Origin of the sequence: Legionella sheltonii (assembly GCF_026191355.1) — a bacterium.
Classification (GTDB): Bacteria; Pseudomonadota; Gammaproteobacteria; order Legionellales; family Legionellaceae; genus Legionella; species Legionella sheltonii.
The window spans coordinates 63,592-77,807 of sequence record NZ_JAPHOQ010000016.1 but is presented as its reverse complement, the minus strand read 5'-3'; the positions used below and the strand labels follow the sequence as shown (position 1 = coordinate 77,807).

Genomic DNA, 14,216 nt, shown 5'->3' with positions numbered 1-14,216 from the left:
AGTCATAATGATACAAGTACTTAATTATGCTATATTAAAAATGGTCTAACCACATAGGAATCGGGTCAGCGACTTAATGGTAATTTCAATGAATCTAAGTTAATGATATCCCCGCTCTATTGCATCAATTTCTTTAATAACCGCTTTCCCTTTTTCATCAGTTTGAGTATTAAACCAAGAATCTAAAATTTCTTTGGCCAAATCTTGGGTTAACAAACGATTGGATAGAGCCAAAACATTCGCGCAATTCCATATTCTTGCACCCTTTGCTGTTTGAGCATCAGTACAAAGAGCAGCCCTTATACCAGGAATTTTATTCGCCACGATCGAAATACCTGTACCAGTCCAGCAAAAGAAAATTCCCTCATCACACTCACCCTTACGAATTGCATCAGCGGCAACATGCGCAGTTTTTATCCATGGTTCACTTTGCCCTGTTTTGATTGCCCCAAAAAGGACCACTTGATGCCCTAAACGCTCAAGCTCTTGTACAACGAACTCATTAACTGGATAGAGCTCATCACTACACACTGCTATTTTCATCGATTTATAACTCCTTGCCATTCAAAAAACCAGGTAAACCCGTCATCCCACCTATCGGAAAATCTCCTTGCTTTAGCTGTATTACTGCACGCCAAACCAACCCCCTGTATCGCCTCCAGCCCAACATGAATTATTTTTACATGCATCGATTTTTACCGAACAGAGAAATTTAAAATGGGCTATCTTACTTATATCTATTCCTTTATATCCTTCTGGCTCGCATATCCGATCTAGATATCTTCCTCTAACCCGGATTTGCCCCATTACATAAATATTTTCAGCCACAGGATAGATACCTTGGTTATGCGAGTAACATGCAATATAACAACCTGGATCCAGAGTGTAACTATTATCTGTGGGTAACAAAGCCTGTTTAGCACCTGGATAAGGATGATTAATAACTCCATTATTTCCAAGAATATAAACAGGAAAAGGTGATGGTAATAAGGACTTATTTACATCTAAATTCGCTGTAGGTGTATATGTGTTAAGAGCAAAAATTTGGGTGCCCAGTAAAAATCCAACACCAAACAAAAATATTCTTTTCATTTTTTATATCCTTAAAGCATTAACTCTTTTAAGTATAGGCAATAAAGAAATTGGGGGCATTTATTACCCTCGCTCCGAGTGCAATGAGGAAGCTCCGGTTGCAACACTGTGCCCAAGTCGAAGAACCCTCATTGCACTCAGGATGACGGCAAGAAAGGTTACCCTGCGTTCACCCAGGCGGTAGCTAATAAACTTTATCTTGATGGATTCTCTACTCCATTAAAATCAATATCATAAGTTGAAGCCGGGTAAAATCCTTTCTTCACTCTGATTGCTCGGCAAAGCACATTCAGGATCATCAGGGTACTTTTAAACCTTAACCAGGGATATGCTTTGTTTTTTAATACATCATGTGCTCTTCGGTAGTCTTTGATGAAACGAACTGGATTTTTTAGCAAATATTTGAAGCTATGAAGCATCATTCCCTGGCCAAGCATGAACGGCTGCATATGTTGCATATTGGGAATATCATATTGACGCTGCCCACTTAAAATACTATGCCAATCAATTTTATCGGTTAGAAGGTGGAATCCGCTAGTTACTCTTGGATTACACTCTAAAACATAGGCCATATCGTTCATCAAAATAAAATCAAACCCAATTTGGCCACTAAATTGGAAACGTTTGCAAAATGTTTTGATAAATTCGGTAATTGGTTTTATTTCTGCAGGCTCGAAGTAAATTCCAGTAGAGCGCCCTACCCGATATTTAGAGTAATAACACGATTGAATTAATACCTCTCCATTACGCACAATAGCATAAGTACTGTATTCTTTTCCTTGAATAAAATCTTGCGCAATATACGGTTCATTAATGGTAAGATTAGCAAGAACTTTGGGTGACGGTTTAATGAGCGTATGCGAACCCAAACGGGAAAAAACAGGTTTTAAAACCAACGCTGCGTCCCGAGGAAGATTTTGCTTGTCCTTATCTGTGTTAACTAACCAACTTTGAGGCGCAGTCAAACCATATTCGCGCACAAGTTGATTAAACGTATATTGATGACGCAACTGATTTAAACGCTCAAAAGGTTCGCAAAAAACCTTAGTGTGTTCTGATAGTTCCTCATAGCCTTTGCTGATATAAAAAATTTCATCACATGTAGGAATAAGTAGATCAATTTTATATTGAATCACTATTTCTTTTAATGCTTTTATAAACGCGGCGAGATCCTGGTTGGGCTTAGGGATTACAAAATGCTTTTTTATTCCTTTAACACATCTCGCGAGTGGAAAAAGCATACTTTCGGCACTATAAACCTGATATCCCTGATTCATGAGGCTACGCATAATATCCATGGTAGCAGGTGCTCTACCACCAGTAACTAAAATGTTCATCTACACATTCCTTAAAAACCAATTTAAAGTACGGTTCACACAGTTTTATGAGAGAGAAGAAAATTATATGGAGTTGGATAAACTCATAGCTACTCTAATCCTTCACCAAAGCCAACATGATGCGCAGTAGAAATTATTTTTATTACCATTTCATTATTCATGTTAGCCATTTGCATTGAACCCTCTCCCAGGTCGCCAAAAGTAGCATGATTATCAATAACTTCAAGAGGAAAAGATAAGGCATACGCAAATATTTGACCTTATGACACATGTTGATTTAAGTATACCCAAGTTAATTTATTAAGTTCATACAGGTAATGAACACAGGAGAGTATTAAAATCATGTCATGGAGAGACTTACTGGTAGAAGGTAATTTTTGTGACTCAATAGGCAAAGCTCGCTGGACCAATGTCTCAAGGAGCAGCTAAAGCACTATGCGCAATTTTTTGACCTAACGAAGGTAAAAAAAAATGTCTGGGCAATGTCTTACCATATACCCAGACTATATGCTTATGATGACTTCCTGCGTTGCATAATTTGTGAAAAAAATTCAGGCTTATTCAGGCCCATGGACGCAAAAATTTGCGGTACTCTATCCCATGAACCTTCTTCCTCAATACTTGCAACAATTAACTCAAAACCGGCCTTCTTATCAGCTTCAAGTCCCCAACCATTAATAAAGCTTAGGCCTCTTAACCGTTTTGCACCGACATGACCTAATGCGATTGCCGCAGATAAATAAGCATGTGCCTCTTCAAAAAGCTGGTTGCATTTTTTTAAATTCGTTTCGCTCTTGAAAACACCTTCTTTTTCTAAATTTTGTCTGAATTTAGCTTCTTCAAGAATCATTTGCCCTAATTGATAATTAGCCTCTGCATCATCCAATCCTGCAGCGGCTCTATAACATTCCATGTACATTAAATTTGCATAAGGGAATTTTTTATTGCCTTTTAACTTACCGTATATAGATGCAAGCTCAAAATAGTAAGCAATTTCCTTTTTTAGCATTTCATCTCCGGGTTGATTATTTACCCGATTGGCTTGCATCGCTTTTATTCGCTTAGTAATTTTTTTAATTTTCCAGCGTTTTAAATAGGCCATAACTTCTCCTGCCGTTTGCTATGATGTTGATTGGATGAGATATTGCAATAAAAAAATTACAAGAACAATCAGGATCATTAACCCAAGAATCTTTAATCCAAAGCCAGCAGACTCTCTTATTTCTTTCCCAATTTGTTTACTTGGAGGAGTTTCTTGCTCCTCTTTTATATTCAACTCTGATTTATAAAGATTATTATCTATGTAATTCGATACAAAATAGGAGATCAGTCCGGTAATCATACTCGGCACAAAAAATATAAGCCAAACAAGAATCTTACTGGCTCCAACACTATAATTATAGTCATCTTGCAATGAGCTCAAAAGATCTAAAATAATAGCAGGCACATTATAATTTAGCCCCCAAGCCAGGTAGGGCAAGATATATAAACTAAAGAAAAATAACCCCAGGCAAAGAACCAAACATATCATGCCTAAAATATAGAGTTTACTGTTGCTGCTAAATCGATCTTGTTCCATAGTAACCTTAAATATCCTTTTCTTAAATTTAAGATAGCAGATAGATCTAAATAAGTACACTTACTGGTGATATTAACTAATTCATTTTAAAATATAATATAGATACTTTTTATTAAGGCAGCATATGAAGCGCTATGTTTTTATGATCTCTGATGGTACAGGAATTACCGCCGAAACTTTTGGCCATAGCTTAATTACCCAATTTGAAAATATAAAATTTGAAAAGCTTACTATTCCCTATATCGATTCCTTAAAAAAAGCGGAACACGCAGTGGAACAGATCAACCGTGCATTTGAGGAACAGGGAATTAAACCTTTGGTATTTATGACTTTGATTGACCCAGAAATCAGAAATTACATTAAAAAAGCCAATGCGCGTGTGTTTGATTTATTTAATACTTTTATCGGCCCTATGGAAGAAGAGCTGAATGAAAAATCTTCTTATACTGTTGGAAGAACTCATGGAGTGGTAAACAGTAAACTTTATTTGCATCGACTTGAAGCAATAGATTTTGCCTTATCTCATGATGATGGAGTAAAAACTCGTGGATATGACAAGGCGGATATTATTCTCATTGGTGTTTCACGTTGTGGAAAAACACCAAGTTGTTTGTATATGGCACTTCAATATGGAATTCTAGCTGCAAATTACCCTTTTACTGAAGATGAAATATTAGGTTTTAAATTACCTGAAGTACTAAGACCTTATAAAAATAAACTTTTTGGATTAACCATTGATCCACAACGTTTGCAACACATTAGAGCTGAGCGTAGACCCAACAGCAAGTACGCCTCACCTGAGCAATGTCGTCTCGAAGTAAATGAAGTAGAAGCGATGTATCAAAAGGAAAAAATTCCTTACATTAATTCGACAAAATATTCTATAGAAGAAATATCAACCAAAATACTCGCTGCTTCAGGCTTACAGAGAAAATTATAGACACTGTAAAAACTGTGCGTTTAATATCAGTTTTGTACTGGTTCTCTAACAAGTTAATTGGCGCTCACTAGCCCCCTTAACTGCATTAAAGCGAGATTTTTCTAAAGCATCTTTGCTACAGCTTGATGATTAACGTGCTGGAGAAATTTTCTGGTGTCCTTTAGCGTACTTAAGTTTTGATTTGTTCTGAATAAATCATGATTTCCTTTTCTTGCTCGGCTTTTCCCTGGGAAATGAATTTTGTGCATCCCATTGAATCATATAGTTATTTTTAAGATCATTGAAAATAAAAATTATTTCGGAACACTGGGAAAATCAGCATTGCAATCATATCGTTTATCATTCGCTAAAAAAGTCTTACAACTTTGATTAATCGTATATTTTACTGTAGTAGAATCTGGAACCTCAGTATTTTGTTTTGAATACATTTGCCAGATCATAACGCCTCCACTGTGCTTTTGCTGATCAAGAATTTTGTTAACTAATTCATTGGTTAGCTGTAGTTGGCCATTAATATTTTTAGGATAAGCGGGCTGATTTACTTCAAACCCAAAGAGAATTTTTGCTTGAATATGATACTTGGCAGGTAAAAAAGTTACTTTTCCAATGTTATCAATTGTTAGGCTAGGTTTGCTTACACTCTCTGCTTTCAACCAATTCGTGTAATCCTTCAGATAAGCACTGACTTGACCAGGCAAATCCAAAGGTCCGTCAGCGTAAGGCGCACATACAGTTGGGTCATCACAACACAAATCATAGGTCATCACACCCAAGCTATCAAAACGTGACACAACCGCTTCATCCTTATTCATCAGGTTATACCATAACCCTTTCAGATTTCCTTTCCACCAAAGACCACCCTTCGTATAGATATCGGGGAGTTTGTCTCCATAGACAAAACCTGTAATTGGACGAGCCCCAACTGGGGGCGCAGCTGTAGAAAACTTAAGGTATTTAGCTCCCGGATCATCCATTATTGTATGTAAAATTGCATCAACTTTATCAATTGTCTTTGGCATAACAAATGAAGAACCTGAACTGATTCCATATTTCATAAGATTTTCATAATTGGGTCCACCCGCATCAAGTATTCTTTGGGCTATATCTGTTGACCACTCACCACCCGAGCTGGGTCCCCAAGTCACAGCATATTGATCAGCATGCCAAAATTCTTCATAGTCAATATCAATACCGTCCACACCTAAATCATTCGCTAATTTGACTATATTTGCATAAGAGGTTTTTGCCTTGCTCGCTTGATCTTTATCAGATGGGTCCGGAAACCAATCATAAAAAATCTGGTTTATAGCTGAAGAACGAGGACCACAAGCCTCTTGAGTTAAATCAAAATTACAGCTGTAATTCCACCCCCCTACAGAGAGGAATGTTTGAATGTTCTTTTGTTTGGATAATTTGATCGCTGATTTTAATGCATTAAAAGCTTGGGCGCCCTTGCCATCATGATCCGTATAATAGCCCAATATTCCCGTATCAGCGAGGCTACCACTCTGATAATCGATTAATGTTGGTCGGACAAATGAAAAGAGCACACGATTAAAATTCGGTTTTTGTAGTTTAAGCAAATCATTAACGTATTGTTGAAGCTGTTCCGGTTTATCTATAAGCAAATATACAGAAACAATTTTTCCATTCACCGCGTCCTTCGTGTTAATTGAAGAAGCATGCGCTACAAAAACAGAAGCTCCAAGCATCATTGAATATAACACAGAGAGATAAGTCTGTTTTAGGTTCATCGCCTCTCCCTGACAATCATCGGACACCTGATCAAATTATATACATTTAATTGGGATAAGCAAAGGTAAGCGATTAGAAACAAGAACCTCGGGTTATTAATAATCCCGAGGTTCAATACAGTACTTAAAGGCTATGAGACAACCCATAGCTGCATAAAATCTTCTACTTTCATTGCAGCCAGTGTATTTGTATCACTCATTACTTGCATGATACGTTCAACGCGATCTGCTGGAAACTGCGTACTTAAATTCTTTTTAAATTTGGATAACAAAACAGGGATACCTTCTTCACGTCTCCGTTTGTGGCCAATTGGATATTCCACTGTAATCAAATCAGTTTCAGTACCATCGTTAAAAATTATCCTAATACTGTTTGCAATAGAACGCTTTTCTGGGTCAAGATAATCCCTTGAAAAACGCAGATCCTCAGTAACATGCATCTTGGCACGCAATGCATCGATTCGTGGATCTGAGGCAATATCGTCTTCATAATGCTCAGCTTTTAAATCGCCAAATAATAAACCTATAGCAACCATGTATTGTAAACAATGATCTCGATCTGCTGGATTATGCAAAACCCCCTGCTTACTAATAATTCGAATTGCCGACTCATGTGTTACTAAATCAATTCGAGCTATATCATTGAATCGCTGTTTCACTATTGGATGCAACATCACGGCACACTCAACGGCGGTTTGTGCATGGAATTCAGCGGGATAGGATAACTTAAATAAAACATTTTCCATAACATAGCTGCCATACTGACGTTGAAATTTAAATACGTTCTTTTCAAAAAGAACATCATAAAAACCCCATTTTGGGGCACTTAATGCACTGGGATAACCCATTTCCCCAGCTTTAGCAATTAATGCCAATCGGACTGCCCTGGATGTTGCATCCCCTGCAGCCCATGACTTTCTAGAACCGGCATTCGGAGCATGTCTATAGGTCCGCAGACTTTGGCCATCGACAAACACTTGGGACAAGGCTCTTAACATCGTATCTCTATCGGCACCAAACAATTGAGCAGCAACAGCTGCACTGGCAATTTTGACCAAAAAGACGTGATCTAATCCCACTCGATTAAAACTGTTTTCAAGAGCGAGACACCCTTGAATTTCATGTGCCTTAATCATCGCAGTAAGTACGTCTTGCATTAAAATTGGGGGGTTACCTTTGGAGCAATTTTGTCGACACATATAATCTGCAACAGCAAGGATCGCGCCTAAATTATCAGAAGGATGCCCCCATTCCGCTGCAAGCCAAGTATCATTGAAATCAAGCCAACGTATCATAGCGCCAATATTAAAAGCAGCTTGTACTGGGTCTAACTCATATGCAGTGCCAGGAACCCGAGCCCCGCCAGCGAGGGTAGCACCGGGAACAATTGGGCCTAAAAGTTTGGTGCATTCAGGGAAATTTAATGCCAGAATCCCACACCCCAATGTATCCATAAGGCATAAACGTGCTGTCTCATATGCTAAAGCACTATCAATTTTCTTGTTTAATACATAATCAGCAATATCAATCATAACCTGATCGTAATCAGGCTTAATGTTATCTTCTACATAACTGTGCATAATAACCTCTGTGTATAAATAATATTTTCTCATCAGTTAAGTAATCCCCTCTCCTCTACTACTTCCATCATCCCGAGCGGGATCTCCCACGCTATGGCACAGTGTTACAAAAGGAGATCCCTAGCAAAGCTCGGGAAACGGGGACGAAGGAGAAGAAAAACTCCTTAACTTAATGGTATTGCCAAACTACATCCACGCTCCAATTGACGCATGGATTTCGCAATTATCCTCTCGATTCAATAGGAAGAAACTTCTGTGGCTCAGGCCCAGTATATTCAGAAGTAGGTCTTATCAGTTTATTATTTGCTCTTTGTTCAAACACATGTGCTGACCATCCTGTAATACGTGACATTACAAAAATGGGAGTGAACAAGAATGTGGGTATGCCACAATAGTGGTATGCTGAAGCACTATAAAAATCCAGATTCGGGAATAATTTCTTTTCATTCCACATCACTTCTTCAATACGTTCAGAAATATGATATAAAAGAAGGTCGCCTTTTTCCTCACCTAAGCGAAATGACCATTTTTTAATAATGTCAGAGCGAGGATCACTTGTTGTATACACACGATGTCCAAATCCCATGATGAGCGCTTTATTAAGCAACATTTTTTTCAATTCAGTTTCGGCTTGATCAGGACTTTTAAAACGTCCGATAAGGTCCATTGCCGCTTCATTAGCACCTCCATGTAAAGGACCACGTAATGTACCAATTGCACTCGTAATTGCAGAATAAAAATCAGCAAGCGTTGCCGCAGTAACTCGCGCAGCAAAGGTAGAGGCGTTAAACTCATGCTCTGCATATAAAATTAAGGATACGTTCATCATTTGAGCTTCTAGTTTGCTCGGTTTTCTTCCATGTAATAAAGCAAGAAAATGAGCTCCAGTGGTTTCTTGATCACTTAAACCAGATATTTCTTTATTATGGAAATGCCATGCATACCAGTAGCACATCATTCCTGGAAATAAAGCCAACAAACGATCTGCAATATGATATTGCTGAGAAAAATTATCTTCAGGTTCAATTGTTCCCAAAAAGGAGCATCCGGTTCGCAACACATCCATAGGATGAGTGTTTTTAGGAATTAATTTAAGAACTGTTTTTAAACTTTCTGGTAATGTTCTTAACTGAGTCAGTTTTTTTGTATATTCATCTAATTGTTTTTGAGTAGGCAGTTTCCCATAGAGTAACAAATAGGCTACTTCCTCAAACGTAGCGTGTTCAGCTAAATCATCAATTGAGTAGCCTCTATAATTTAACCCCTTACCTGCTAGTCCAACTGTACATATTGCTGATTGTCCTGCAACAACACCGGCTAAACCGCCGCTTTTAACACTCATTGTCTTCCTCCATCAATTGGTCTAGTTTTTGTTCGTATTGATAATAACCAAGTACTTCGTATAATTCTTCTCGAGTTTGCATTTTATCCAATATGTTTTTTTGCGTTCCATCTCGAAGAATTGTCCTATAAGTATTTAAAGCAGCTTGAGACATTGCTCTGAATGCACTTAAAGGATATAGAATCAGTGATACACCAACTTGTTTGAGCTCTTCTCGACTAAATAAAGGAGTTTTACCAAACTCCGTTATATTCGCCAACACAGGCACAGGAACTGCCTTCGTAAATGTTTGATATTCATCGAGGCGAGTCATCGCCTCAGGAAATATCATATCTGCCCCCAATTCAATACACAGCAAAGCTCGTTCGATCGCTGCGTTCATGCCTTCAACAGCATAGGCGTCTGTTCTTGCCATAATGACAAAATCAGGATCTTGTCGTGCATCAACAGCAGATTTAATTCGATCCCCCATTTCTTTCATGGATACAATGGCTTTATTGGGTCTGTGTCCACATCGTTTTGCCAATACTTGATCTTCAATATGTATTGCGGCAACCCCTGTTTTTTCCATTAACTTTACTGTTCTGGCTATATTAAATGCATGTCCCCATCCAGTATCTACGTCAACCAAAAGAGGCAGAGAACAGGCTTCGGTAATTCTTCGTGCATCTTCGAGCACTTGCGATAAATTGGTCATGCCAAGATCAGGTATGCCATAAGAGGCATTTGCAACACCTGCTCCTGAAAGATAGATTGCCTTAGCTCCAGCAGATTGCGCGAGCATAGCAGAATAAGCATTGATGGCACCCAATACGGGTAAGGGTTTATTTTCTTTGATTGTCTGTTTGAAGGCTTTGCCCATGGAACCAGCCATTAATTGTCACTCCTTGATCTTAAATATATGAACTATCGTAGTCTAGGTGCAGCGATGAAACTCTGGTTTCTTGTCGTTATCTCGATAGCGAGAGATGACGAGGACTACAGATTTATTATTATGCTCTAATGAGAATCTCATCTCAATCGATTTTAATAGCTCCACGAATTATATTTTTACGTAAAAAACGTGCGGGTGATAAAGCCTGTTGCAAGTTTCTGGGTAAACAACTTATTTCATTATTAATTACTGACGCGAGCCATTCCGCACATAAAGGAATGGTTGTAAGACCGCGGGAACCGAATCCAGCACAGGCGTAAAGCCCAGGGTAGTAAGGTCCACCTTGCGCTATCCAACGTTTTGCATTCGTTTCCAATTGGGCAAATTGATGTAAAAACTGTTCCGCCTCAGCAATTTTACCGACTAAAGGCAGATAGTCCGGTGTTGATGCCCTTACCCCAGCCCAATGATTGCTTACTTCATCAGACCATGAAATTTCTGGAGCCAGTTGCCCAAGTTTCGCTAAATTGATCTGATCATCATGAGATTTAATTTGAGACTCGGCTGATTTTAACTCATAAGTGGCGCCTAATTGATGTATCCCTTTAAAAGCAGGAAGAACATGACCATCACCACATAGAGGTAATTTTAAACAGGCACTTTGCTCCGTTGACGGAATGGCTGTCATTTGACCGCGAATAGGCTTAACAGGCAGATGCTTCGTTTCTTTAAACGAATTAATTTTATAACCATTGGCTAAAATGAGTACTTCAGTTTCCAAATCATTTACTATCCAGCGTTTATCAAAAATCAATTGGTCTACTGAAGTATTCGTTAACAAAGTAATACCTTCCCGATGAATTAAAAACTGACATAATTCTGGAGAATTTATCCATCCTGACAATGGAATATACAATCCAGGCTTATCTAACAAAAAACCGGCTAAAACAGAGGCTTCTTGTTTATCTACGAGCGAACCCAACTCTGGATAATGAGCCAGCCAGGATTGTAAACTAGATTGCGCTGTCTTTTCCTTGTCAGAATATGCAAGTAACAAAGAGCCACACAACTCCCCTATCTTTGTCTGATTTAAAATACCTTGATAAACTCGTGCAGCATATAAAAATGCTGCCAGCATAAACTGTGTTAGGGGTGAATTGTAAGCAGAGAGCTTAGGGAACAAAACCGCTTGCTGATTCGCTGAACCGCCATGACCTACCTGAGCTAACTCATCAATAAGGGTAACCTTCCACCCTCTTTTACTCAGGGTATATGCAGTAAAACACCCCGCCAAACCTGCTCCTAAAATAACAGCTGATTTGTTGGCGTACTTTTCAGGTACGCTCACATGCCAAGGTGTATGTCGTTTTGCTGCTTTGTAGATTGGCATTTCAGCAAAACGGGCACAAAGCATATGCCGTTTTCGTCCGAAGCCTTTTCTTTTTTCAACAACAAACCCATTTTGGATTAAATTTGTTTTAACAGAACCTGCAGCAGTATAAGTTGCTAAGGTAGTGTGCTCATCAGATAGCATGGCTATTGTTTTAAAGAGCGCATCAGACCACATACTTTTATTCTTAGATGGAGCAAAACCGTCTAAAAACCAGGCATCGACAAAAACTGTTCGAAGCTGCCTTTCAAGTGAGGATTCCCCACAAATTAACAGCTGTTCATAGCATTCCAATGCCTCTCCCAGCATCAATGTTAAGGTCACTTTGCCATCACAAAATGACAGATGATGATATCCAGGCGTCAATACAGGGTAACTGGCTATCAGTTGTTGAGCCTGCTTTTCCAATTGCGGCCAGAAAGCGAGACTGCGTTTTAAATCAGTAAGAGATACAGGGTGTTTTTCACATGAAATGAAATGCAATTGACAGGATTCAGGCGCATAGTGTTCCCACAAACTCCAACTTACAAGAAAATTTAAGCCGGTTCCAAAACCAGTCTCTGCAATGGTAAATCTTTGGGGCTTATGATTAGAAAGTGATTGCCAACGCTTAATTAGATCATTTCCATCAATAAAGACATGCAGGGATTGATGCATTCCCCCTTCAGAAGAATGGTACACATCATCATATTGTGTTGAAAAAGGCAGAGTACCATGCCAATTCAGCTCTGCCTTATTAATCGGTACAAAAAAATTACTCACATACAACCACTCGATTCGTCGCCATCCCTTTGGCCTCTTGTGCTTCAGGTGACTTTTTTTCCTGAATTAGCTCTCGCAGCTTAGGTACGATGATAAAAAGTACAATTGAAGCACCAATTGCAAATAACCCTAACATTAAAAATACATGACTATAGCCACTATTAGTCACTAAAGGTGAACTACTGTCTTGCCCCTCAATCATCAAGTTTGAACTGTAGCTAGACAAAGTTGCACCAACACCCGTATTGAGCATCCACATGCCCATCATTACACCCTGTAATGATGATGGAGCCAAATAGCCTATCATAGCATAACCAATTGGGGATATTAAAAGCTCCCCTAAACTTTGTAAGATATAACTAATAATGATCCAGCTAGGATTCACTAGCCCTTCATAATTAGCGTACGCGATACCAATAGGCAATATAACAAAAGCCATTCCAATAAAGAGCAATGCCAGCGCGAACTGAGTAGGAATATTAATTTGCACCCCGTTTCTGCGCATTTTATGCAATAACACGCCTAATAATGGACCACCAATAACTATAGCCACAGTATTTATATTTTGAAACCATTGTGGTGGAATAATCCAGCTCGCATACTCTCTCTGGACATTATGATCAATAAAGACAGTAAGCCCCATAGGAGCTATTTGATAAAGCATCCAAAAAACGGTTCCGACAACCATAAGTACGGCAAAAGCAATGATTTTATCTCTGGCTTCTTTTGTTGGTTGTTGTTTTGCTAAATATAAAATAACTCCAATCATAAGCGCGCCAGTCACAAGGACTAACTTTTTAGCCCAGTCAGCGTAATGCAACAATTCACTCAACAAGAAAGGCAGTACAATAATTAGTGCGCATCCCAAAAGAGCAGCTCTTTTTTGAGAAAGCTTGTCCTTTTGAGAAAAAATTGTTTCCCTATCTGATAACTGATGCCAACAATACAAGCAGATGATCAAAGCAATTAAATTTCCTAAACTGCTCATTAAGAAAAGTCGTTCGTAATTCTGAGTGAGCTGAAATACGCCACTCATGCTAAAACCAACAAAAAAGCCAATGTTCATTCCCGCATAATTCATGAGAAAAGCGGCCTCTCGACGAGTGTCTTCTGGGGAAAAACGTTGGGTTAACATGCAATTTAAACAGGTTACATTTAAACCGGACCCGGTTAAAAAAGCTGCCAATCCATAATAAAGGAATGAGATATCACCAAACGATAATAAGATACAACCTATAATTTGCGCCACCATTCCTGCACAAAACAATGCGCGATTAGAGAGCAAGCGTCCGCCCCAAAAACCACCAAGCAAGTGCAAGCCATAATTGAATGCAATAAAGACTCCCATAATGCTATTCGCAGTGCTGGTTTGAAGCCCCAACTTCCCTTTCATGTACAAAACGAGCGTAGAGTAAAGAACGCTAAAACTTAAAGTGGAGACTATTTGAATAAAGAAAAGAGGGACAATTCCCTGTGGCATTGATTTGATGAATTCCTTTTTTGTCATTCCCGACATTATAGCCTTCCTTGTTAATTCAAGACCCACTCTGAATATGACATGAGGAA

12 protein-coding genes are annotated in these 14,216 nt (G+C 38.7%); 1 reads left to right on the top strand and 11 read right to left on the bottom strand.

Annotated features, from left to right (window positions below; translation table 11 throughout):
* Positions 1–99: 99 nt before the first annotated feature.
* The 5 genes from OQJ26_RS16820 to OQJ26_RS16800 form a co-directional block, all read right to left on the bottom strand.
* Positions 100–543 (bottom strand): RpiB/LacA/LacB family sugar-phosphate isomerase, encoded by a 444-nt coding sequence (locus OQJ26_RS16820; protein WP_265704879.1) that lies wholly within the window; start codon positions 541–543, stop codon positions 100–102.
* Positions 544–624: 81 nt separating this feature from the next.
* Entirely contained in the window at positions 625–1,092 is a 468-nt protein-coding gene (locus OQJ26_RS16815; protein WP_265704878.1) for a hypothetical protein, read from the bottom strand.
* Positions 1,093–1,286: 194 nt separating this feature from the next.
* A complete protein-coding gene (locus OQJ26_RS16810) occupies positions 1,287–2,429 on the bottom strand; it encodes an ATP-grasp domain-containing protein (RefSeq protein WP_265704877.1) in 1,143 nt (380 codons plus the stop codon).
* Between the two features lie 511 nt (positions 2,430–2,940).
* On the bottom strand, positions 2,941–3,531 hold the full coding sequence (locus OQJ26_RS16805) for an SEL1-like repeat protein (RefSeq protein WP_265704876.1): 591 nt from the start codon (positions 3,529–3,531) through the stop codon (positions 2,941–2,943).
* Positions 3,532–3,549: 18 nt separating this feature from the next.
* Complete coding sequence (locus tag OQJ26_RS16800) at positions 3,550–4,008, bottom strand: hypothetical protein (protein ID WP_265704875.1); 459 nt, start codon at positions 4,006–4,008, stop codon at positions 3,550–3,552.
* 124 nt (positions 4,009–4,132) lie between these two features.
* Between OQJ26_RS16800 and ppsR the strand changes: the two genes are divergently transcribed.
* Positions 4,133–4,948 (top strand): posphoenolpyruvate synthetase regulatory kinase/phosphorylase PpsR, encoded by an 816-nt coding sequence (ppsR, locus tag OQJ26_RS16795; RefSeq protein WP_265704874.1) that lies wholly within the window; start codon positions 4,133–4,135, stop codon positions 4,946–4,948.
* A gap of 293 nt (positions 4,949–5,241) precedes the next feature.
* Here the strand turns inward: ppsR and OQJ26_RS16790 are convergent, their stop codons facing one another.
* From OQJ26_RS16790 to OQJ26_RS16765, 6 genes are all read right to left on the bottom strand, one after another.
* A complete protein-coding gene (locus OQJ26_RS16790) occupies positions 5,242–6,702 on the bottom strand; it encodes a glycoside hydrolase family 18 protein (protein ID WP_265704873.1) in 1,461 nt (486 codons plus the stop codon).
* A 131-nt stretch (positions 6,703–6,833) separates the two neighbouring features.
* A complete protein-coding gene (locus OQJ26_RS16785; RefSeq protein WP_265704872.1) occupies positions 6,834–8,282 on the bottom strand; it encodes a bifunctional 2-methylcitrate dehydratase/aconitate hydratase in 1,449 nt (482 codons plus the stop codon).
* Between the two features lie 223 nt (positions 8,283–8,505).
* Positions 8,506–9,624, bottom strand: coding sequence for a bifunctional 2-methylcitrate synthase/citrate synthase (prpC, locus tag OQJ26_RS16780; protein WP_265704871.1), 1,119 nt, complete (start codon positions 9,622–9,624; stop codon positions 8,506–8,508).
* Positions 9,614–10,498 (bottom strand): methylisocitrate lyase, encoded by an 885-nt coding sequence (gene prpB, locus OQJ26_RS16775; RefSeq protein WP_265704870.1) that lies wholly within the window; start codon positions 10,496–10,498, stop codon positions 9,614–9,616. The genes prpC and prpB overlap by 11 nt, the downstream gene beginning before the upstream one ends.
* A 142-nt stretch (positions 10,499–10,640) precedes the next feature.
* Complete coding sequence (gene mnmC, locus OQJ26_RS16770; RefSeq protein WP_265704869.1) at positions 10,641–12,650, bottom strand: bifunctional tRNA (5-methylaminomethyl-2-thiouridine)(34)-methyltransferase MnmC2/FAD-dependent 5-carboxymethylaminomethyl-2-thiouridine(34) oxidoreductase MnmC1; 2,010 nt, start codon at positions 12,648–12,650, stop codon at positions 10,641–10,643.
* Entirely contained in the window at positions 12,643–14,166 is a 1,524-nt protein-coding gene (locus OQJ26_RS16765) for a peptide MFS transporter (RefSeq protein WP_265704868.1), read from the bottom strand. The genes mnmC and OQJ26_RS16765 overlap by 8 nt, the downstream gene beginning before the upstream one ends.
* Between the last annotated feature and the right edge of the window lie 50 nt (positions 14,167–14,216).

Bases quoted from the DNA above. Each gene is read 5' to 3' on its own strand.
- OQJ26_RS16805 (WP_265704876.1), bottom strand. From the start codon at position 3,531: ATGGCCTATTTAAAACGCTGGAAAATTAAAAAAATTACTAAGCGAATA.
- OQJ26_RS16765 (WP_265704868.1), bottom strand. From the start codon at position 14,166: ATGTCGGGAATGACAAAAAAGGAATTCATCAAATCAATGCCACAGGGA.
- OQJ26_RS16790 (WP_265704873.1), bottom strand. From the start codon at position 6,702: ATGAACCTAAAACAGACTTATCTCTCTGTGTTATATTCAATGATGCTT.
- prpC (WP_265704871.1), bottom strand. From the start codon at position 9,624: ATGAGTGTTAAAAGCGGCGGTTTAGCCGGTGTTGTTGCAGGACAATCA.
- OQJ26_RS16785 (WP_265704872.1), bottom strand. From the start codon at position 8,282: ATGCACAGTTATGTAGAAGATAACATTAAGCCTGATTACGATCAGGTT.
- prpB (WP_265704870.1), bottom strand. From the start codon at position 10,498: ATGGCTGGTTCCATGGGCAAAGCCTTCAAACAGACAATCAAAGAAAAT.
- OQJ26_RS16815 (WP_265704878.1), bottom strand. From the start codon at position 1,092: ATGAAAAGAATATTTTTGTTTGGTGTTGGATTTTTACTGGGCACCCAA.
- ppsR (WP_265704874.1), top strand. From the start codon at position 4,133: ATGAAGCGCTATGTTTTTATGATCTCTGATGGTACAGGAATTACCGCC.
- OQJ26_RS16820 (WP_265704879.1), bottom strand. From the start codon at position 543: ATGAAAATAGCAGTGTGTAGTGATGAGCTCTATCCAGTTAATGAGTTC.
- OQJ26_RS16800 (WP_265704875.1), bottom strand. From the start codon at position 4,008: ATGGAACAAGATCGATTTAGCAGCAACAGTAAACTCTATATTTTAGGC.
- OQJ26_RS16810 (WP_265704877.1), bottom strand. From the start codon at position 2,429: ATGAACATTTTAGTTACTGGTGGTAGAGCACCTGCTACCATGGATATT.